Raw genomic sequence first — 20,164 nt, 5'->3', positions numbered from 1 at the left:
GATAAGCACTAGAACAGCCCGAACCAGCCACCCCGGTTGAGCTCGGTTTCGCACGAACGGTACTGCGCGCCGAAGCGTTCGGCGCGGGCCTGCACTTGCTGCGCCACGCGCACGAGCCATGCCTTGCGCGCGTAGCTGCGGTTGCGGTAGCCCGTCCAGCCTTCGTGATAGTTCAGGTACTGGCCATAGGCGTCCCACTTCGATACGCCATTGATGCGCTGCGTTTTGCTCATATACCAACCCATGAAGTCCAGCGCGTCGGCAAGGTTGTCGCGGCTGGCCGTCCAGCTTCCCGCTTCGCGCTTGTAGTCGGCCCACGTCTCGTCTTTGGCTTGTGCGTAGCCATACGCGGAGCTGACGCGGCCCCACGGAATAAAGCCCAGGAAGTAGTAGCGGGGCGGCAGCGCGTCGTGTTTGAAGCTGGACTCCTGGTACATCATGGCAAACGGCACCTGCACGGGTACGCCCCATTTGTCGCGCACGTCCAGCGCCGCGTCGTGCCAGTCCGGCTTTTCCCGGAAGATCTCGCATATGTTGTCCGGGTTGGAGGGGGGAGCCGTGGCGCATCCGGCCAATGCCATGAGCATGAGCAGGGTCGACAGTAGCGGCCAGAACCTCATCGCCTTATCCTTATCGGGAGATGCGGCATTCTAGGCCGTCCTGCAGGCGCCTGCAGCAGCGCCGCACGCGGGCACGCGGCGTGCTTGCCCATCGATTCGCAGCCGCGCGCCCTGCGCCGGCCCAGGCAAGGGGGGGCTTTCATGCGCATCGAAATCCTTGTAGACGTCAAGACCACCCTGGGCGAAAGCCCGCTCTGGGACGTGGACGAGCAGCGCCTGTACTGGATCGACGGAACCGAAGGCCGCGTATTCCGCTGCACCGAGGGCGGCGCCGAGGTCCGCGCCTGGCAGGCGCCGCAACCCATAGGTTCGATGGCATTGCGGGAGCGGGGCGGGGCGCTGCTGGCTCTGGCCGGGGGGTTTTACTTCATGGATCTTGCCTGCGGCGAGATCGATCTGGTCGCAGATCCCGAACCAGGCGTCGAATCGAATCGGCTCAATGACGGCAAGGTCGACCGGCAGGGGCGGTTCCTGGCGGGCAGCATGGATATCGGCGAAACGCAGCCGACCGGCGCGCTATACCGCCTGGACCCCGATCTTTCCGTGCACAGGCTGGACAGCGGCATGGTGGTATCCAACGGCCCATGCTGGAGCCCCGATGGCGCGACGTTGTACTTCAATGACAGCGCGCGCGGCGAGATCCGCGCCTACGATTACGATCCCGCCAGCGGCGCGGTTTCGAACCGGCGCATCCATGTGCGGGTCGATCCGTCCGTGGGCGGCGCGCCGGACGGCTCCACGGTCGATGCAGAAGGGTGCCTGTGGAGCGCGCGGGTCTGCCAGGGCAAGGTCGTGCGCCATTGCCCCGACGGGTCGGTCGACCGGGTGATCGATATGCCCGTGAAAAACGTCACCAGCGTGATGTTCGGAGGGCCGTCGCTGGATGTGTTGTACGTGACGTCGATGGGCCGTCCCGCGCAGCCCCATATGCCGCGCGACGGCGCGGCCAGGGGCAGCGTGTTCGCCATATACGGCCTGGGCGTGCGAGGGCTGCCCGAACGGCGCTTTGCCGGCTAGGCGGCGGTCAGAAATCCACCGACATCGACAATTTGTAGACGCGCCCCATGCCTTGCGTGATTTGTCCGAAATCGTTGCCCACCGTCGCCCAGTAATCTTTGTCCGCGACGTTGTCCACGCCCAGCCGCCACACTACATTGCGTCCGTCGATCTTGGTGGCATAGCGGGCGCCCAGGTCGATGCGGGTCCATGCCGGGATCTTTCCGGTGTTGTCGATATTCACGTACTGTGACCCGCGCCGCTGCGCATAGGCCTGCAGGGTCAGCCCCGCCAGGCCGGGCACGTCCCACTCGGCGCCCAGCACCGCCTGGTAGCGTGGTACGCCGATGGCGTCGTTGCCGTCCTGCAGGCCGCCCCGCGTGCCGCGCAGTTCGGGGTCCATGAAAGTGATGCCGCCCAGTATGCGGATGCCTTTCCATGGTTCGCCATGCACGCTCATTTCCAGGCCGCGGTTGCGCTGCGACCCGGCCAGTTCGAACACGTTGTCCGAATTGGTATAGGCCTCGGGTTTTTCGATCTGGAACACGCCGATGTGCCCGCCGATATCGCCGAAGTCCAGCTTGACGCCGGCTTCGGTCTGTTTGGTGCGGTAGGGCGCCAGGGTTTCACCGAAGTTGCTGGCCGTCATGGGCGCGGTATCGCCCCTGCTCAGGCCCTCGATGTGGTTCACATAGAACGACACCTGCTCCCAGGGGCGCACCACCAGGCCGAAGGCGGGCGTCCACACCGACTTGTCATAGGTGCTGTCCGGCGCGCCGTCGGTGGTGTAGAGCTTGTCCTTAATGGTCTGGTAGCGCACGCCCGCCGTGAACAGCACGCGATCATCCAGGAACGACAACTGGTCCGACAATGCGAAACTGGTCAGGTGCGTGCGGCTGCTGACATGCGGGTCGTCGAGGTCGCCGCCGGTAAAGACGGTACCCGGTCGCGGGAAATAATCCGGGTCGTAGATGTCGATGTCTGTCGGCCCGCTCATTTCCCACGCCTGGCGCACACGCGTCTGCAGCCGGGATACGCCCGCATTGACCAGGTGGCCCACCGTGCCGGTCTGGAAGCGGGCGCGCACGCCGATCTCGCCGCTTACGCTGTCGCGCGTATACGGCACAGTCAGGCGGCTGACCGTGCCGGTGCCATCGCCGTTGACGCTGGGCTGCCCGTAGTCGCCGTTTTCGCGGTCGTGGCTGGTGCCGATTGCCGCGTATCCCATCAGGTTGCTCGAAAAATCGTACTCGGCGCGAAGTACGCCAAACGTGCTTTCCAGTTCGCTGTAGGTCCACGGTTGCCCATAATTCACCGTATTGGACGGCGGCGACGGCACCTGGTCGCTCAGCAATGAAATCGTGGGGCGCGGCTGCGAGTAGTGATACTTCTGGTAGCCGGCATCCAGCGACAGGCGCAGTTGCTCGCCCAGGTAGTCCAGCCCGATGGTGCCCACTGTCATGCGCTGCCCCGCGTCGTCTACGCGGGTGTCGCCCTCGCGGTGCGCGGCGTTCACGCGCACGCCGTACTGCTGGCTGTCGCCCCACCGCCTGGCGATGTCCACCCCCGCGCCCACCTGGGAGTCGCTCGTATAGTCCAGCGTGGCGCGCGTCAGCGGGTCGGCGCCGGCGCGCTTGGGTTGAATATTGATCGAGCCGCCCAGGCCCGAGCCGCCCGGCGCGGCGCCATTCAGGAAGGCGTTGGCGCCCTTCAGGATCTCGACGCGCTCGATCATCTGCGTGGGCAGCACCTGGCGCGGCAGGATGCCGTACAGGCCATTGAACGACAGGTCGTCATTATTCAGCGCGAAGCCGCGTATGGAGAATGTCTCGGCCGAATTGCCAAAGCCATTGCCCACCAGCACCGACGCATCGTTCTTGACCACATCGCCCAGGGTGCGCGCCTGCTGGTCTTCAATAAGCTTGGATGTGTAGCTGGACACCACAAACGGCGCGTCCATGTTGTCGATATTGCCCAGCAGGCCCAGTTGCCCGCCGCGCCCGACCTGGCCGCCTGCATACTCAATGGGAGTAGGGTTGGACACGCCCAGCTCGCCCGTCACCGTGGTGGCCTCCAGCGTTGTCACAGAGCCTTGCACGGTTTGCGCCAGCGCGGGGCTGCCGGCCAGCAGCCCCGCCGCCCAGGCAATGTGCAGCGCGCGGGACAGCGGGCGCAGCGGAATGCGGGGGGCGTGCCGGAATATACGAAGAGTGGCGGGCATGATGGTATTAGGAATAAGAATGTTTCGTATTATCCCGATACAGCCTGCCGCGCGCAACATTTTCCGCACGCCCGCCTTGGGCCGGGCGCGGCCCGCGCCGCCGCCCCTTTTGCACGAGGCCTGAATGCGACACGGCCCCGGGCATGCACCCGGGGCCGTGTCGCATGGCGGCGGGGCTGACGGCCCGCCACACTGCCTGCGCCTTACACCTCGATCACATCGGCGACGTCTTTGTAGTCGGCGATCTTGTCAAAGTTCAGGTACTGGTAGATCTGGTCGCCGCTCTGGTTGATGACGCCCATGTCGGCCAGGTATTCCTCTTTGGTAGGAATACGGCCCAGGCGCGAGCAGATGGCAGCCAGCTCGGCCGACCCCAGGTACACGTTCGTGTTCTTGCCAAGGCGGTTGGGGAAGTTGCGCGTGCTGGTCGACATGACGGTGGCGCCTTCGCGCACCTGCGCCTGGTTGCCCATGCACAGCGAGCAGCCCGGCATTTCCGTGCGCGCGCCAGCCGTGCCGAACACGCCGTAGTGGCCTTCTTCCGTAAGCTGCTGGGCGTCCATCTTGGTGGGGGGCGCCACCCACAGTTTGACGGGAATGTCGCGCTTGCCTTCCAGCAGCTTCGATGCCGCGCGGAAGTGGCCGATGTTGGTCATGCAGCTGCCGATGAACACTTCGTCGATCTTGGCGCCGGCCACGTCGGACAGCGTCTTTACGTCATCCGGGTCGTTCGGGCAGGCCACGATGGGCTCATGAATGTCGGCCAGGTCGATCTCGATGACCGCTGCGTAGTCGGCATCGGCGTCCGGCTCCAGCAGCTTGGGGTCGGCCAGCCAGGCTTCCATGGCCTTGATGCGGCGGCCCAGCGAGCGCTCGTCTTCATAGCCGTTGGCGATCATCCACTTCAACATCACGATGTTGCTGTTGATGTACTCGATGATCGGCTCTTTGTTCAGGCGCACCGTGCAGCCCGCGGCGGAACGTTCGGCCGACGCGTCCGACAGTTCGAATGCCTGTTCCACCTTCAGGTCGGGCAGGCCTTCGATTTCCAGGATGCGGCCCGAGAAAACGTTCTTCTTGCCCTGTTTGGCCACGGTAAGCAGGCCCTGCTTGATGGCGTAGAGCGGAATGGCGTTGACCAGGTCGCGCAAGGTAACGCCAGGCTGCATCTTGCCCTTGAAACGCACCAGCACCGATTCCGGCATATCCAGGGGCATGACGCCGGTAGCCGCGGCAAAGGCCACCAGGCCCGAGCCGGCCGGGAACGAGATGCCGATGGGGAATCGCGTGTGCGAGTCGCCGCCCGTGCCGACGGTGTCGGGCAGCAGCATGCGATTGAGCCAGGAGTGGATCACGCCGTCGCCAGGGCGCAGCGAGATGCCGCCGCGCGTGCTGATGAATTGCGGCAGGGTGTGATGCGTCTTGACGTCTACGGGCTTGGGGTAGGCCGCGGTGTGGCAGAACGACTGCATGACCAGGTCGGCCGAAAAGCCCAGGCACGCCAGGTCTTTCAGTTCGTCGCGCGTCATGGGGCCGGTGGTGTCCTGGCTGCCGACGGAGGTCATGCGCGGCTCGCAGTACGTGCCCGGGCGCACCCCCTGGCCTTCGGGCAGGCCGCAGGCCCGGCCCACCATCTTCTGCGCCAGCGTAAAGCCGCGGCCCGTGTCGGCCGGGTTGCTGGGCAGGCGGAACAGTGTCGAAGGCGGCAGGCCCAGCGCTTCGCGCGCCTTGGCCGTGAGGCCGCGCCCGATGATCAGCGGAATGCGGCCGCCGGCGCGCACTTCGTCGAACAGGACTTCGGACTTCACCTTGAACTCGGCGATGACTTCGCCGTTCTTCAGCGCCTTGCCTTCGTAGGGGCGCAGTTCGATGACGTCGCCCATTTCCATCTTGGAGACGTCCAGCTCAATCGGCAGGGCGCCGGCATCTTCCATGGTGTTGTAGAAGATGGGGGCGATCTTGCCGCCCAGGCACACGCCGCCGAAGCGCTTGTTCGGCACGAAGGGGATGTCTTCGCCCGTGAACCACAGTACCGAGTTGGTGGCCGACTTGCGCGACGATCCGGTGCCCACCACGTCGCCCACGTAGGCGACCAGATGGCCTTTTTCTTTCAGCGACTCGATGAACTTCACGGGGCCGCGCTTGCCGTCTTCTTCGGGCTGGAACGCCGCGCCTTCGCGCTTGTTCTTCAACATGGCCAGCGCGTGCAGCGGAATATCGGGGCGCGTGGTCGCGTCGGGAGCGGGCGACAGGTCGTCGGTGTTGGTTTCGCCAGGAACCTTGAACACGGTAATGGTCATGCTCTGGGGCAGTTCTGGGCGGCTGGTGAACCACTCGGCATCGGCCCAGCTTTGCAACACGCTGCGCGCATTGGCATTGCCTTGCTCGGCCTTTTCTTTCACGTCGTGGAAGGCGTCGAACATCAGCAGGGTTTTCTTCAGGGCGTCGGCGGCGATGGTGCCGACTTCGGCGTCATCGAGCAGCTGGATCAGCGGGCCGATGTTGTAGCCGCCCAGCATGGTGCCGAGCAATTCGGTGGCCTTGGCGCGGCTGATCAGCGCACACGATTCCTTGCCCAGCGCGACGGCCGCCAGATACGAAGCCTTTACCTTGGCCGCATCGTCAACGCCGGCGGGCACGCGGTGGGTAAGCAGGCCCAGCAGGTATTCGGCTTCGCCCGCAGGCGGGTTCTTCAGCAGTTCGATCAGGTCGGCGGTTTGTTGAGCCGTAAGGGGCAGCGGGGGGATACCCAGCGCGGCGCGCTCGGCGACGTGTTGGCGATACGATTCCAGCATGGGAAGGCCTGCGTAAAGTCGGGTTGCAAGGAGGGTTATGGCGGCGATTGTAGAGGCTAGAGGGCCGGCGGGGCAAGTGTCTTATATCTTATATAAGACTTGCGGGCGCCGCCGTTGCGGCTTGCCGGTTCAGCCTCGTGGCGCAGCGTCGAGCAGCGCGCGGTAGTCTTCCCGCCATGCCAGGCCGGCGCGGGTGTCGCCGCGCGGCAGGTATTCGCAGCCGATCCAGCCTTCATAGCCACTGGCGGCCAGCGTGCGCAGCGCGCGGCTGACTTCGGGGTCGGCGGGGTCGGGTTCGTGGCGGCCGTGCGGATGGGCGATCTGCACGTGATGCACCGACGGCAGGCTGCGGCGCAAGGCCTGGTCGAGGTCCAGGGACTCGCGCTGGCAATGGTAGAAATCGAATTGCAGTCGTACTGCGGGATGGGCTACCTGCCCGACGATGCGGGCCGCCTGATCGGGCAGGTAATAGAAATACCCGGGCATGTCGTGCCGGTTCAGGGCTTCCAGCGTCAGCGTGACGCCCAGTGGTTGCGCCTGCGACGCAGCCCGCCGCAGGTTCGCCACGAGCGTCTGCTCGCAATCCGCATGAGCAGCCCCTGCGGGCGGATGCCCGGCCATGACGTGCACGCTGCGGCAATCGGTGGCCAGGCACACATCCAGCGCACGCGCCAGCGCGGCATCGAAGTCCGCTTCCCGGCCCGGGATGCAGGCAAGGCCTTTCTCGCCGCCAGGGCCGGGCGGCGTGTTGACCAGCGCCAGCGACAGGCCGTTGGCCCGCAGCATGGCGGCGAGTTCCGCCGCAGGCTGGTCATAGGGAAACAGGATCTCGATGCCGGCAAAGCCGTCGCGCGCAGCCTCTTGCATGCGCCGCGCCAGGGGCAGGCCGGGGTACAGCAAGGATAAGTTCGCAGCCAGCTTCATGAGCGCCTCTTGGACAATGGCAAGGGCCGCCTCAGAGCACCTTGGTTTCGTGATGTACCTGGGGCGGCTGGGCGAAGTGCGGCCCCACGAGCTTGCGCCATTCCTGGAAGTCGGCCGACTCCCGGAAGTCCACCATATGGTTTTCTACGGTTTCCCAGTCGACCACCAGCGTGTACTGGCTGGGATTCTCGATCGAACGGTGCAGGGCCACGCCATGGCAGCCGCGGGCCCGCATGAACAGCGGCCGGGCCTGGGCCACGCCGGCCTCGAAGTCGGCTTCGTGGCCGGCGGCCACGAGAATGCTGGCGATTTCCTGGATCATCGGGGTTTCCTTGTTGGGATGATTGCAATGGCTAGTATGATCGGGCGGTCATTATTCCGCGTAGGAGCCGTCATGCATTATCTGATGTTCTATGACTTGGTGCCCGATTATCTGCAACGCCGGGGGGAGTTCCGCGACGCCCACCTGGCGCTTGCGCGCGAGGCCGTCGCGCGGGGTGAACTGGTGCTGGGCGGCGCGCTGGCCGATCCGGCCGACCAGGCCGTGCTGTTGTTCCAGGGCGAATCGCCACAGGCGGCCGAAGCGTTTGCGCGGGCCGACCCTTATGTGCAGAACGGCCTGGTGCGGCAGTGGCGCGTACGGCCCTGGACCACCGTCGTGGGCGAACAGGCTTCTCATCCGGTGGCGCCCGGCGCGGCCTGAAGCCCGTCCGGGGCGTGGGGGGCGGCAAGGCGGGGCGGCGCCTGGCGGGGTATGATGCCGCCTTGCCCCTGCCCATGTCCTGATACATGCCGCTGTCCCATTCGTTGTTGGCGCTTGCCGCAGTCTTCATCTGGGGCACGAATTTCGTCGTCATCAAATGGGGGCTCGCCGAGTTCCCCGCCTTTCTGTTCGCTACCCTGCGGTTCCTGCTGTCTGCCTTGCCCTGGATACTGGTGTTTCGCCGGCCGGCAGTGCCATGGCGCGTGCTTGCGTGTGCCGGCCTGTTGCTGGGAGTGGGCCAGTTCGGCCTGCTTTACTGGGCCATGCGGCAAGACATCTCGCCCGGCCTGGCCTCGCTTGTCATCCAGTCGCAAGTCTTCTTCACCATATTGATATCGGTGGCCTTGCATGGCGAACGTGTGCGGCCCTTGCAACTGGTGGCAGCCGTGCTGGCCGTGGGCGGGTATGGGCTCGTGGCCTGGCGCAGCATCACCGATTCTTCGGCTGCGGTCACCCTGACCGGCCTGGGCATCGTGCTGACCGCCGGCGTGGCCTGGGCCTGCACCAACATGGTCATGCGCGGCGCCGGTCGCATCAATATGCTGGCCTTCACGGCCTGGAGCAGCCTGTTTGCCATTGTTCCGCTTGCGCTGATCAGCATTGTGCTGGACGGCCCGTCGCAGATCGTGCACGCCCTGGGGCAGGCCAGCGGCTGGGCATGGCTGGCGGCCTTGTGGCAGGCGGTGGGCAATACCGTTTTCGCCTTCGGCGCGTGGGGATGGCTGCTGGCCCGCCATCCCGCGGCCACCGTTACCCCGATGGCGCTGCTGGTGCCGGTTTTCGGCATTCTTGCCTCGGTGGCGCTGCTCGATGAGCCGCTGCCGGGTTGGAAAATCATGGCGGCGGGCCTGGTCCTGGCCGGGCTGTCCTTGAACATGTATGCGAGTCGCGCGGGAGGCAGGCGGTAGCAGTGCGTTGCGCGTCTTTCGCGCCGTGGCGGTTGTCGTAGTGGCAGTATGAGTTGGGTTGAACATCTGTTGTTTCTGGCCTGCGTGGCATTGGCGACATACGCGCAGACCATGACCGGGTTTGCCTTCGGCCTGGTCTTGCTGGGGCTGGCGGGGCTGTTCTCCCTGGCTCCGCTGCCCGAGGTTTCCAACGTGGTCAGCATGCTGACACTGGTCAATGCAATCGTGGCGCTGGGCCAGGCGCGCTCGCACCTGAGCTGGCGCTTCATACGGCTGCCCATGGCCGCCAGCCTGGCGGGGGTCGGCGTGGGCGTAGCCGCGCTGGAATGGATCAGCGGCAATACCGCCTTGCTGCTGCGATGGCTGCTGGGGCTCACCATCCTGGCGTGCGCCCTGATGCTGGTTCTGCGCACCCGCCCGTTGCCGCGGGTTTCTTCGCGTCTGTCCTTCCTATGGTTCGGCGCGCTATCCGGCGTGCTGGGCGGGCTGTTCTCCAGCGCGGGGCCTCCCATGGTGTACCACCTGTACCGGCAGCCTCTGCCCCTGGCGCTGGTGCGCAACAGCCTGCTTGTGCTGTTCGCGTCGAACGCGGTGCTGCGCCTGACGCTCGTGGCCGGGCACGGCAGTCTGGGCGCAACGGCGCTATGGCTGAGTCTGGAGGCCTTGCCGGTGGTCGTGGGACTGACCTGGATCGTTCGCCGCTATGCGTCGTCGAGCTCGGTGCATATCGTCAAGCGCCTGGTGTTCGTGCTCCTGCTGCTTGCCGGCCTGGGCCTGCTCATACCCGCCACCCGCGCGCTGCTGGCCTAGGGCCTGCGCAGGCGCATCCCGCGCGTTCACCCGCGATTGCGCAGCCGTGCGAGTTCCGCTTCCGCCACGTCCACCCGCACGGCGCCTTGCGCCACCATGGCCTGAGCGACCTGTTCGATCTCGTCGCCCGTTGCGCCTGCCATCATGGCGATGTTCTGCGCGTGCAGCGACATATGGCCCTTCTGTATGCCGGTCGTGGCCAACGCCTTCAGGGCCGAGAAATTCTGCGCCAGTCCCACCGCGGCAATCACGCGGGCCAGACGCTCGGCCGTCGTCGCCCCGATTATCTTCAAGCAGGCGCGCGCGGTCGGGTGCAGCTTGGTTGCCCCGCCTACCAGTCCCACCGCCATGGGCATTTCCAGGGTGCCGGCCAGGTGCCCGTCAGGCGTCACTTCCCAGTCGGTCAGGCTGGAATACCACCCCTTGCGGGCCGCGTAGGCATGCGCTCCGGCCTCTACCGCGCGGGTGTCGTTGCCGGTTGCCAGCACCACCGCCGAGACCCCGTTCATGATGCCCTTGTTGTGCGTCGCCGCCCGGTAAGGATCTGCCGCGGCAAATCGGTAGGCGCTGATAATGCCGTCGCGCACGTGCTCGCCGCCGATCGCTTCGCACGTCCACACCGCGCGTGCCCGTGCCAGGCGGCGGTCGGCCAGGTTCGACAAGATCCGCAAGTACACACGGCCGCCTGCCCACGCCTCGATATGGGGCGCCAGCTTCTCGGCCATGCTGTTGACGGCATTGGCGCCCATGGCGTCGCGCGTATCCACGATCAGGTGCGTGATCACCATCGGTCCGCCGGCAGTTTCGATATGGCGCACCTCCACGTCCTGCAGTCCGCCGCCCAGCTTGACCAGCATGGGGTCGCATTCATCGCACAGGGTCTTGATCTCGGCCTTGCGCTCCAGAATCCGCATGCGTGCATGCATCGGGTCCGGCACCCCCACGAGCTGCACCTGCGCGATCATCAGCGAGCCTGACAAAGACGTCGTAAACCCGCCGTGCTCATAACACTGCCGGGCCGCGTTGCACACCGCGGCCACAACCGAAGATTCCTCGGTCGCCATGGGAATCAGCACGTCCTCGCCGTCCACCTTCATGTTCGTGGCGATGCCGATCGGAATATTCATCGTGGCCACCACGTTCTCGATCAGGCGGTCGGCCAACTGCGGGTCCAGGTTGCCCATGTCGGCGAGATGGCTCACCGTCGCCGCGTCGAGATCGGCAAATGCGGCCACCCGGGCCAGGCGCGTCGCGATATCGTCTTTGTGCAATCCGGGGATGCGGGAATTCTTGGCTGGTGTATTCACGGTCATGTGTCCACGTATCAAGTCAAAGGAGATCAGTGCGTCATCAGGCGCGGCAGCCAGGTGACCAGGCCGGGGAAGGCGGCGCAGATCAAAAGCGCCAGCATCTGCAGCAGCATGAAGGGCGTCACGCCGCGGTATACCGTGCCCATGCCCAGGTGGGGCGGCAGCGGCCCCTTGATGTAGAACAGCGTGTAGCCAAAGGGCGGGCTGATGTAGCCGGTCTGTATCGTGATGGCGTACAGCACGCCGAACCAGATTTCGTCAAAACCCAGCATGCGCACGATGGGCAGGAACACCGGCACCGTCAGCAGGATGATGCCGATCTCGTCCAGCGCAGTGCCCAGGAAAATCAGGATCAGCATCATTGCCGCCAGGATGGCGTAGGGCGGCACATCCAGGTGCTGGATGAATTCCATCAGCGTATTGGCGCCGCCCAGCCCGGTGAATATCGCCACATATGCCTTCGCGCCGATGGTGATCCACAGAATCATTGCGGTAGCCTTCAGCGTTTCCACGGCGGCCGAGCCGAGGCCGTTCACGGTCAGCCGGCCGCGCACCACGCTGGCCAGGATGGCGCCCAGCACACCGACCGCGGCCGCTTCGGTAGGGGTGGCAATGCCGAAGAAAATCGAGCCCAATATCATCACGATCAGCAGCATCGGCAGGATCACCGCGCGCAGGCTGCGCAATTTTGCGGGCCAGGGCACCGGGTCGCCGGACGGCGGCGGCACCTGTCCGGGGCGGAAGTACGCGACGTAAAGGATGTACAGGATATACAGCACCGCCAGGATCAGCCCCGGCATCATGCCCGCAATCAGCATCTTGCCGATGGATACCTGTGCGGTCACCGCGTACACGATCGTCAGCACCGATGGCGGGATCAGGATGCCCAGCGTGCCGGATGCGCAGATGGTGCCGGTGACCAGCTTCGGGTCATAGCCCCGGCGCAGCATTTCAGGCATGGCCAGCAGCGCCATCGCCGTCACCGCGGCGCCCACTACGCCGGTCATGGCGGCCATGATGACGCAGATCACCACGGTGCCGATCGCCAGACCGCCGCGCAACCTGCCAAACCACAATTCCATGGCGCGGTACAGATCCTCGATCACACCCGAGCGTTGCAGAATGCCGGCCATCAGGATGTACAACGGGATGCCCAGCAGCGCCTCGGACTTCATGGTGTCGAAGATCTGCAGCACCATCAGCACCACCGCATCGGCGTTCCACAGCGTCACGGTCAAAAGCAGCGACAGTCCGCCCAGCACGAACGCAATGGGAAGGCCCGTCAGCATCAGCAGGGTCAATCCGCCGAACATGATGGCCAGCACGGTGTTGGGACTGAGCGTCATGGCGTGGCCTCCATGGCGCCGGGGTCGCGCACCCACAAGCGCAGGAACTCAGCCAGGCTTTGCGCGCCCAGCAGGATCACCGACACGGGCACGGCGAATTTCAGCGGCCACACGGGCGGGTTCCATGCAGAAAAGGATGTTTCCCTGAACTCCATGGCCTGCATGGCCAGCGGCAGCGAATACGTGGCCAGAATGGCGCAGAACGCCATGATCATCAGGTGGTTGAACAGGTCCAGCTGGCGGATGCGCTCGGCCGGCAGCCGCCTGCGCACCAGGTCCAGGTTCACATGGCCCCGCAAATGCAACAGATAGGGGCCGCCCAGCAGGAAGTAAGGGCCGAACAGCATCGTCGCCAGTTCCATGCCCCACACGGTGGGCGCGTTGAACAGATAGCGCGACCCCACTTCGTACAGCATGACGGGCACGATAACCAGCATCAGACCGGTAACGGCCAGGAACAACGCGCGGTTGATCCCCGTCACCAGCGTGACATACCAGCGTATGGCAACAGGCATGTAATTCTCGGTGATTGAATGCGGGCCGCAAGCCCGCTGCAAAAGGGCGGGCCGTGTGCGCCCCGCCCCTCGGGCGCCGCTCAGGCCAGCAGGCCCAGCTGTTTCATGAAGGCCGTCTGGCTTTCCAGGATCTTCACCGCATTCGGATTGTTGCCGGCCGCCTTTTGCCAGGTCTGCATGACCTGCGCGCGCGCCTGCGCGAGCTCGGCCGGATCGAGCGCTGTCACGGTGACACCCTGCGCCTTGAAGGCTGCCAGCGCCTTGCCATCTGCCACCAGGATATGCTGGCGCAGGGCCGCCGATGTTTCGCGCGCCGCGGCCGCCAGGGCAGCCTTATAGGCCGCTGGCAGGCGCTCGTAGGCCGCGCGGTTGGCCACGTAGCTCGTCGCTGTAGTAGGTTGGTGCGGACCGGGCATGACGATGTACTTGGCCACTTCGCCCAGGCCTGCTTCCAGGTTGGCCGTCAGGTCGCCGCGATCGGCCAGGTCGATCACGCCTTTGTCCAGCGCCGAATACACCTCGCCGGTAGGCAGCGGCGTCACCGACACGCCGAGCGCGCCCATCACCGTCGAGGCCAGGCCCACAAAGCGGCCTTTCTTGCCGCGCAGGTCGTCCAGCGTGTTGATGGGTACCTTCGAATGAATCGGTTCCGGGCCGTAAACGGTGGGCGCGATATAGAAGAGGCCGGCCGGCGCATAGGCTTCGCGCGCCAGGTCCAGGCCGCCCAGCTCATAGAACCACGCCTCGTATTGATCGGCCTCCGGAAAGCCGAAAGGCACCGTGCTGGTAAATGCCAGTCCGGGAATCTTGCCGGCCTCATAGCCGTCGAATGTCTTCATCATCTGGAAGGCCCCGCCGCGCACGGCGTCGAAGGCCTGGTTGGCGGGCACCAGCTGGCCCGCAGAAAACAGTTCGATCTTGAACTTGCCGTCGGTCAGTTCCGCCACCCGCGCGACAAAACGTTCCTCGAACTTCTGCGGCGTCGTGCCGCCATCCCAGAGCGCCTGCATGCGCCAGGTCACCGCTTCCTGCGCATGCGCGGGCAACGCGGCCGATATGCCGGCCGCGCCCAGCGTGCCCAGCCCCAGGGTCTTGATAGCCGAACGGCGATCGATGGTCTTCATGTCTTCTCCTTGATGTTCTAGTCTGGCGCGGCATGGTCCGTGGCATGCGCCCTCGGTTCAACACGCACCCGGCACGTATGGCATTTGCCGGAGCAGATGGGATAATCCGCGTTAACCCGGGACAAAACAAGGTACAGTTTGGGAATTGGCCTGAAAACTGTACCAGACACAAAACCGGTACAGTTTCGCTTCTGGAGATATGCATGAGCCGTGTCGGCTCCATCGTCGATCAAATTGCGGGGCTTATCGCCAGCGGAGCGCTCCGCCCCGGGCAGCGCCTGCCCTCGGTGCGGGCGGGCGCCGTCGAGCACGGCGTTTCCAAAAACACGATGGCCGACGCCTACGATCGCCTGGTCGCCATGGGACAGTTGCAGGCGCGGCCGGGGTCGGGCTATTACGTGTCGGCCAGCCGCCCGCTGTCGTCGGCGCAGCGTTCGCGGCATGTCGCCCAGGCCATCGACACGGTGTCTCTGTTGCGCGAGCAATTGGTCCAGCACTATGAAGTGCGGGTCGGCGACGGGCGTCCTCCACCCTCATGGATGGAGCGTTTCGACCTGGGGCGCCCCGCAGGCGGCGCCCGCAACGCTCGCAACACCGAGATAGGGCATGGGTATGGCAACCCCTGGGGGTACAAGCCGCTGCGCGAGCGCATCGCACTGACGCTGGCCGAACGCGGCATCCAGGCCGGCGTCGAGCAAGTGCTGCTGACACATGGAGCCAACCACGCGCTGGACCTGGTTGCACGGCAGTTGCTCGAGCCCGGAGACGTCGTCTTGGTGGACAGTCCCGGGTACTACCCCTTGTTCGGCAAGTTGAGGTTTTCGAACGTGAAACTGGTGGGCGTGCGGCGGCGCGCCGATGGTCCCGATCTCGACGATCTCGCCCGCAAGGCGGCCGCGTTCAAGCCCAAGGTGTTCTTCACACAGTCGCTGGCGCACAACCCTACCGGCAGTTCGATGACCCTGCCCGTCGGCCACCGGGTGTTGCAGGCCGCCACGCAGTACGGTTTCTATATTGTCGAAGACGATCCGTTCGCCGATATCCTGCCGCATGCCAGCCCGCGCCTGGCCACGCTCGACCAGCTCGAGCGCGTCATCTATGTGGGCACGTTTTCGAAAACGCTGTCAGCCAGCCTGCGGGTGGGCTACCTGGCGGCCAACGGCGCCCTGGCGGGCGCCCTGTGCGACCTGAAGATGCTGACGGTAGTCAGCACGTCCGATTACGTCGAACGCGTCGTGTTCGACCTGATCGCAAGCGGCCAGTATCTCAAGCACCAGCGTCGCCTCAAGGCCCACGTCGAACGCGCCACGCGCGATGCGGTAACCGCGTTGAAGGCCGCGGGCCTGTCGCTGCCCCATGCGCCGGGCGGCGGCTATTACTTGTGGGCCAAGCTCATGCCGGGGCAGGACGAACTGGCCCTCGCCAGCGCCGCGTCCGACGCCAGCATCTTCCTGGCGCCGGGCGCCATCTTCATGCCGGATCGCGGCCAGTTGACGTCGGCGCTGCGCGTGAACATCGCATACGCTACCGATCCGCGGTTCCTGGATTTCATCAAGCGCCATGTGGGGCGCTAGGCTCATCGTCGGGGGCGGCGCCGCCATGCGATGGCCTGCGCGCCAGCACCAGCGTCGATGGCGATGCCAGGGCCAGGCCTTGCGCCTTCATGCGCGCCAATATGTCGTAAAGCAGCGCGCTGCGCACCCCGTACGTATTGCGCGGCGAACTCACGTAGCCGCGCGCGTTGAACAGCAGGTGCCCGTTCTCGACGCCTTCCAGGAAAACCTCCGCGCCCGGCGATTCAAGAATGCCCTCGTGCGCCTTGAATGCCTCGAGCATCAGCTCGGTGGCGCGCCGCGCATCCGTGTCCAGCGGCATGGGCAGCCTGACCTGCACCACGCCCAGCGGGTTGGCGTGGGTCACATTGCGTACGGTCTTGGTCACGAATTCCGAGTTCGGCACGATCACCGTGGAGCGGTCCGACATCTGGATTTCCGTCGCTCGCACATTGATGCGGCGAATGTCGCCTTCTACTCCGCCCAGCGATACCCAGTCGCCGACTTTCACCGGTCGTTCGGCAAGCAGGATGAGCCCGGACACGAAGTTCTGCACGACGGCTTGCAGGCCGAAGCCGATGCCCACGGATAGCGCGCTTGCTATCCACGCTACGCGTTCCAGCCCGATGCCCAGCGCGGACAGCGCAAGCGCCACCGCCACCACGATGCCCGTGTATCCGAACAGCGTGGCGGCAGACAGCTGCATGCCCGGATCGAGCTCGGTGGTGGGCAGGTAACGGTTGGCCAGCCAGCGCTTGAGCAGCCGCACGCCCAACAGGCACAGCGCCAGCACCAGCAGGGCCTGCATCAGGGCGGCCGGGCGCAGGTGCACCTCGCCGATCTGCAGGCCGCTGTGCAATTGGTTGACCCGGTGCAGCAGGTCGCTCGGGCCTTCGCCGAACGGAGCCAGCAGCAGGGTGGCGGCAAGCAGTGTCACCGCTACGCGTCCTATGCCTGAAAGCAGCACAGCCGCCTGGCCGCGCACGCGGTGGCGCGCGTCGGCGTCATCGCCAGGCGAGGGGGCCAGCAAGGTGCTGAAGCCATCCTCGATCAACACCGACAACAAGTAAGTCGAGCACAGGATTGCCAGGGTCCACAGCAGCTGCTTTACCAGAAAGCTGCCGAAGGCAACGTACCCGGCCAGCACGCTGGCGACACTCACGGCCAGCACAGTCCAGGCCGCCGCGGCCAGCGCAGACAGCCAGAACGGCCGGGGCGCGGGGTGTCCGTCTTCGTCGGCCTCGCGCGCCTGCTGCTGCAGGCGGGTGGCGCGGTGCAGCCCGCATGCCAGCACCATCGCCAGGGCCAGGGTGGCCAGGGTCGTGACGGCAATGGTCGTGGTCAACGTTGCGTTCAGCAGCACCGGCAACTGGTCGCTCAGCCAGATGGCCACTACCAGTATGCCCAGCACCAGGGGCAGGCGACGCAATCCCTGCGCCACCGCGTCCGATATCGCGGGCAGGCGCCAGCTGCTGCGATCCGGCTGCAACAGGGCATGCCCCAGCCCGGCCACATAGCCGCCGAAACACACCACGGCCACCAGTTCGCCGAGCAGGTTGTCCGTGTCGTGGGTCAGGCTGGCGTCCCAGGTCAGGCCCACATTCAATAGTGCTGCGATCAACCCCGGCGTGGCAACGGACAGCGCCACGATGCACATCGCCAGGAACGAGCGCCGCAATCGCCCGGGCGGCACGCGCGTCGCGGTCAGCTTCAGCAGCAGGCGGCCGCAGGCGGCCCGCAGTGCCAGGATCACGCCGGCGGCCAGCGCCAGCGCGGCCCATGCTCCGCCCGGTGTCGCGCCGGCTGCCTCGCGCAGTTCGCCGCCCAGGCGCGCCAAACGCTGCAAGTCGCGCGGCAGGTCGCCGCGCAACTCCACCCAGAACGGCGTGCCCAGCACCGAATCGCGACGCTCGCCCAGGCTGGCCTGGAATTGATTGCGGCGCAGCGCGGAAATCTGCTCCGCCGTCTGCGAGGCCTCGACTGCCAGCAGGCGCGCCAGCTTGATCTGCGAATCCAGCGCCCGGCTGTCTTTCTGCAATTGGGCGCGTTGCGCCGCCACATCCGGCGCTTCGCGCGTGCCCGCGGGCGGCTCGCCCAATTCGCCCAGGCGTGCGCTGACGCTGGCCAACTGGGGCGCCAGGGCCTCGGCCAGTGCATCGGCCTTGGATTGCAAGTCCAGCACTTCATTGCGCCAGCGCATCAGCTGGGCGTCTTCACCGCCGTCTTCCAGATGTTCCCGTATCTGGTCGATTTGCTTGCGGGCGTCGACCAGCACAGTTTCTGCCTGTGCGGCATCGGGGGGGCGTTCCGGCTGGGTGGCGCCCTGCGCCGCAGCGCCGAGCACCAGGCAAAGCCACAGGCCGGCCAGCAGGCGCGGCCAGGCAGCGCGTCGTGCGCGCATCAACAGCATCATGACAACAGAACCTCTCGGCTCCTCTTTCCGAGAGGCAGCATAGCAAGGGCCGCTACGGCCGTATGCAACAAAACCTATGAGATCCCCGCCACGGACATACGCGATTACCTGCTCAACGTTTGGATTCAGTTTCCCGGGTTCGGGCGGGCGGGTCTGCGGGGGCCGCGTCCGACGAAGTGAGGGTTGCGCGCGAACGTTCCAGTTCGTCGCGGATCCAGGTGCGCAGGGCCTGCAGCGGCGGCCAGTCGCGCAGTCCGGGCGGGTATACCAGGTGATAAGTATCGGCGGGCTCAAGCTCCACGCTCACTGAGGACACTTTTACCAGCCGTCCCGCGCACAATGCATCGGCCGCCAGCAATTCGCGCCCCAGCCCCAGTCCCAGCCCCTGTTCTACCGCCTGCAGCATCAGGCCGGCATCGTTGAAACTTGCCACCGGCGTCACGTTGGCGGTCATTCCCGCGGCCGCAAACCACTGCCGCCACATTTCCTTGTCGCCAAGCAGGGGCTGGCGCGCCAGTGTCTGCGGCTCGCTGTCCGGCAGCAGCCGGGCCGTGTCCGGCGAAGCCAGCACGATCATCGGCATGGGCATGTCGAACAGCGGCTCGGACACCACACCGGGCCAGGGGCCCACGCCCGAGCGCAGCGCGGCCTGCAACCCCTCGCGCTGCAGATCGGCTACCTGATGCGAAGTTTCTATCTCCAGCACCAGGTCGGGATGGCGCTCGCGCCAGCGCGTCATGCGCGGCAGCAGCCAGCGTTGCGCAAATGAAGGCAATGCCGACACTCGCAAACGCTGGCTCGCGCCGCGGGACACCAGAGCCGCGGCCTGTACGCCCTCGTCGAGCTGCTCCAGGGCGCATTGCACGCTGCGCAACAAGGCTTCGCCGGCGCCATTGAGCACCAGCCGGCGTCCGACGCGGTCAAAAAGCGCAAAGCCCAGCTGATCTTCCAGCCCGCGAATCTGCTGGCTGATCGCGCTGTGTGTCAGGTGCAGCCGCTGCGCGGCAGACCGCAGGTTCTGCAGCTGCGCCACGGCGCGGAAGGCGGGCAGGGTGTTCAAGGGCAGTCTACTCATGCTGGTTAGCATAACTGACCAATATGTATAGAACAATGCGATTTTCGCCGGATTGTTGTGCATGTAGGCTTACCAATAAGCCAACTTGATGCGGAGACCCGTCATGCAATCGCAATCTCTTACCTGCCAACAAGGCTTTGTGGCCGCCTGTAAAGCAAGCCTGTCGCGCGCAACCGCGTCGGCAACCGCGTCGGTATGGCCGGCTGTGGTCGCCTGGTGGCACGCGGTCGCCGCCCGCCACGCGTGCAACCGCACTGCCACCGAGTTGTCTCATTTCGACGACCACCTGCTGCAGGACATCGGCGTGCCCCCGTGCATACGGCGCGCCGTGGAAATCGCCCAGGAAACCCGGCGGCTTCAGCACCAACACTGGTTGCGCGTGTAGGCGCGCCGATGTACCTGCCAACAGGGCCGGCAACTGTTGCGGCACACACTCCGGTTTTGGTGTATAGTCTCGCTCCTTCGTTGCCTGGGTGTGTTTTTCCAGGTGGCGGGGCCGGTGTCTTGGTTGCGTCGGGCGGCACAATGTGAATACGCGTTGTTGCACAGCCTGAAAAAATCGTGCTAAGATGTCGGGCTTGGCAGTTAGCAAGTTATTCAGGGTTAACCCTGATAACGAAGCGGCAGTCGAGTGGCGGGGCAAGTCGGAAGCGCGAAGCGATCGATTTGACAGCCTTCAAAAAAGGCTTCATAATCTCGTTTCTGTGCTGATCGAACAGCACCGCAGTGGCAGTACCTGTTCTTTAACAACGAAACAACCGATAAGTGTGGGCGCTTGATGATGCGGGCCA

At 65.5% G+C, this 20,164-nt stretch carries 17 protein-coding genes; 6 read left to right on the top strand and 11 right to left on the bottom strand.

The window, feature by feature from the left end; translation table 11 throughout:
• Window positions 1-8 precede the first annotated feature (8 nt).
• The gene (locus CAL18_RS11755) at window positions 9-620 is read right to left on the bottom strand and encodes a hypothetical protein (protein ID WP_026640220.1); all 612 of its coding nucleotides are present in this window, start codon (window positions 618-620) and stop codon (window positions 9-11) included.
• Between the two features lie 141 nt (window positions 621-761).
• Between CAL18_RS11755 and CAL18_RS11750 the strand changes: the two genes are divergently transcribed.
• Window positions 762-1,637, top strand: a complete 876-nt coding sequence (locus tag CAL18_RS11750; RefSeq protein ID WP_094818107.1) for an SMP-30/gluconolactonase/LRE family protein — start codon at window positions 762-764, stop codon at window positions 1,635-1,637.
• Between the two features lie 7 nt (window positions 1,638-1,644).
• Here the strand turns inward: CAL18_RS11750 and CAL18_RS11745 are convergent, their stop codons facing one another.
• The 4 genes from CAL18_RS11745 to CAL18_RS11730 all read right to left on the bottom strand — a co-directional run bounded on the left by CAL18_RS11745 (window position 1,645) and on the right by CAL18_RS11730 (window position 7,878).
• Entirely contained in the window at window positions 1,645-3,837 is a 2,193-nt protein-coding gene (locus tag CAL18_RS11745; RefSeq protein WP_170940334.1) for a TonB-dependent receptor, read from the bottom strand.
• 203 nt (window positions 3,838-4,040) lie between these two features.
• A complete protein-coding gene (gene acnB, locus CAL18_RS11740; RefSeq protein ID WP_026640223.1) occupies window positions 4,041-6,632 on the bottom strand; it encodes a bifunctional aconitate hydratase 2/2-methylisocitrate dehydratase in 2,592 nt (863 codons plus the stop codon).
• Between the two features lie 129 nt (window positions 6,633-6,761).
• Window positions 6,762-7,556 (bottom strand): hydroxypyruvate isomerase family protein, encoded by a 795-nt coding sequence (locus CAL18_RS11735; RefSeq protein WP_026640224.1) that lies wholly within the window; start codon window positions 7,554-7,556, stop codon window positions 6,762-6,764.
• A 31-nt stretch (window positions 7,557-7,587) separates the two neighbouring features.
• Window positions 7,588-7,878, bottom strand: a complete 291-nt coding sequence (locus tag CAL18_RS11730) for an antibiotic biosynthesis monooxygenase family protein (RefSeq protein ID WP_026640225.1) — start codon at window positions 7,876-7,878, stop codon at window positions 7,588-7,590.
• A 72-nt stretch (window positions 7,879-7,950) separates the two neighbouring features.
• On the opposite strand from CAL18_RS11730, the gene CAL18_RS11725 reads away from it, so the two are divergent.
• From CAL18_RS11725 to CAL18_RS11715, 3 genes are all read left to right on the top strand, one after another.
• Window positions 7,951-8,259 (top strand): YciI-like protein, encoded by a 309-nt coding sequence (locus tag CAL18_RS11725; RefSeq protein ID WP_026640226.1) that lies wholly within the window; start codon window positions 7,951-7,953, stop codon window positions 8,257-8,259.
• An 86-nt stretch (window positions 8,260-8,345) separates the two neighbouring features.
• A complete protein-coding gene (locus CAL18_RS11720) occupies window positions 8,346-9,227 on the top strand; it encodes an EamA family transporter (RefSeq protein ID WP_026640227.1) in 882 nt (293 codons plus the stop codon).
• Window positions 9,228-9,275: 48 nt separating this feature from the next.
• Window positions 9,276-10,037 (top strand): TSUP family transporter, encoded by a 762-nt coding sequence (locus tag CAL18_RS11715; protein ID WP_026640228.1) that lies wholly within the window; start codon window positions 9,276-9,278, stop codon window positions 10,035-10,037.
• 26 nt (window positions 10,038-10,063) lie between these two features.
• On the opposite strand, the gene CAL18_RS11710 is transcribed toward CAL18_RS11715, so the two are convergent.
• From CAL18_RS11710 to dctP, 4 genes are all read right to left on the bottom strand, one after another.
• Window positions 10,064-11,350, bottom strand: a complete 1,287-nt coding sequence (locus tag CAL18_RS11710) for a hydroxymethylglutaryl-CoA reductase, degradative (protein WP_094817901.1) — start codon at window positions 11,348-11,350, stop codon at window positions 10,064-10,066.
• Window positions 11,351-11,376: 26 nt separating this feature from the next.
• On the bottom strand, window positions 11,377-12,693 hold the full coding sequence (locus CAL18_RS11705; protein ID WP_026640230.1) for a TRAP transporter large permease: 1,317 nt from the start codon (window positions 12,691-12,693) through the stop codon (window positions 11,377-11,379).
• Window positions 12,690-13,208, bottom strand: coding sequence for a TRAP transporter small permease subunit (locus CAL18_RS11700; RefSeq protein ID WP_026640231.1), 519 nt, complete (start codon window positions 13,206-13,208; stop codon window positions 12,690-12,692). Before CAL18_RS11700 ends, CAL18_RS11705 begins: the two co-directional genes overlap by 4 nt.
• Before the next feature lie 80 nt (window positions 13,209-13,288).
• Complete coding sequence (gene dctP / locus CAL18_RS11695) at window positions 13,289-14,332, bottom strand: TRAP transporter substrate-binding protein DctP (RefSeq protein WP_094817900.1); 1,044 nt, start codon at window positions 14,330-14,332, stop codon at window positions 13,289-13,291.
• Window positions 14,333-14,535: 203 nt separating this feature from the next.
• Between dctP and CAL18_RS11690 the strand changes: the two genes are divergently transcribed.
• Complete coding sequence (locus tag CAL18_RS11690; protein WP_094817899.1) at window positions 14,536-15,906, top strand: PLP-dependent aminotransferase family protein; 1,371 nt, start codon at window positions 14,536-14,538, stop codon at window positions 15,904-15,906.
• Here CAL18_RS11690 and CAL18_RS11685 read toward each other — a convergent pair.
• Entirely contained in the window at window positions 15,884-18,298 is a 2,415-nt protein-coding gene (locus CAL18_RS11685) for a DUF3772 domain-containing protein (RefSeq protein ID WP_094817898.1), read from the bottom strand. The two genes, CAL18_RS11690 and CAL18_RS11685, sit on opposite strands and share 23 nt — an antisense overlap.
• Window positions 18,299-18,410: 112 nt before the next feature.
• Window positions 18,411-19,385 (bottom strand): LysR substrate-binding domain-containing protein, encoded by a 975-nt coding sequence (locus tag CAL18_RS11680; protein WP_094817897.1) that lies wholly within the window; start codon window positions 19,383-19,385, stop codon window positions 18,411-18,413.
• A 91-nt stretch (window positions 19,386-19,476) separates the two neighbouring features.
• On the opposite strand from CAL18_RS11680, the gene CAL18_RS11675 reads away from it, so the two are divergent.
• A complete protein-coding gene (locus CAL18_RS11675) occupies window positions 19,477-19,758 on the top strand; it encodes a DUF1127 domain-containing protein (RefSeq protein ID WP_170940333.1) in 282 nt (93 codons plus the stop codon).
• The last annotated feature ends 406 nt before the right edge of the window (window positions 19,759-20,164 follow it).

Source organism: Bordetella genomosp. 7 (genome assembly GCF_002261415.1).
Lineage (GTDB): Bacteria > Pseudomonadota > Gammaproteobacteria > Burkholderiales > Burkholderiaceae_B > Bordetella_A.
The sequence above is the reverse complement of the archived record's forward strand: the minus strand, read 5'-3'. Positions and strand labels throughout refer to the sequence as shown.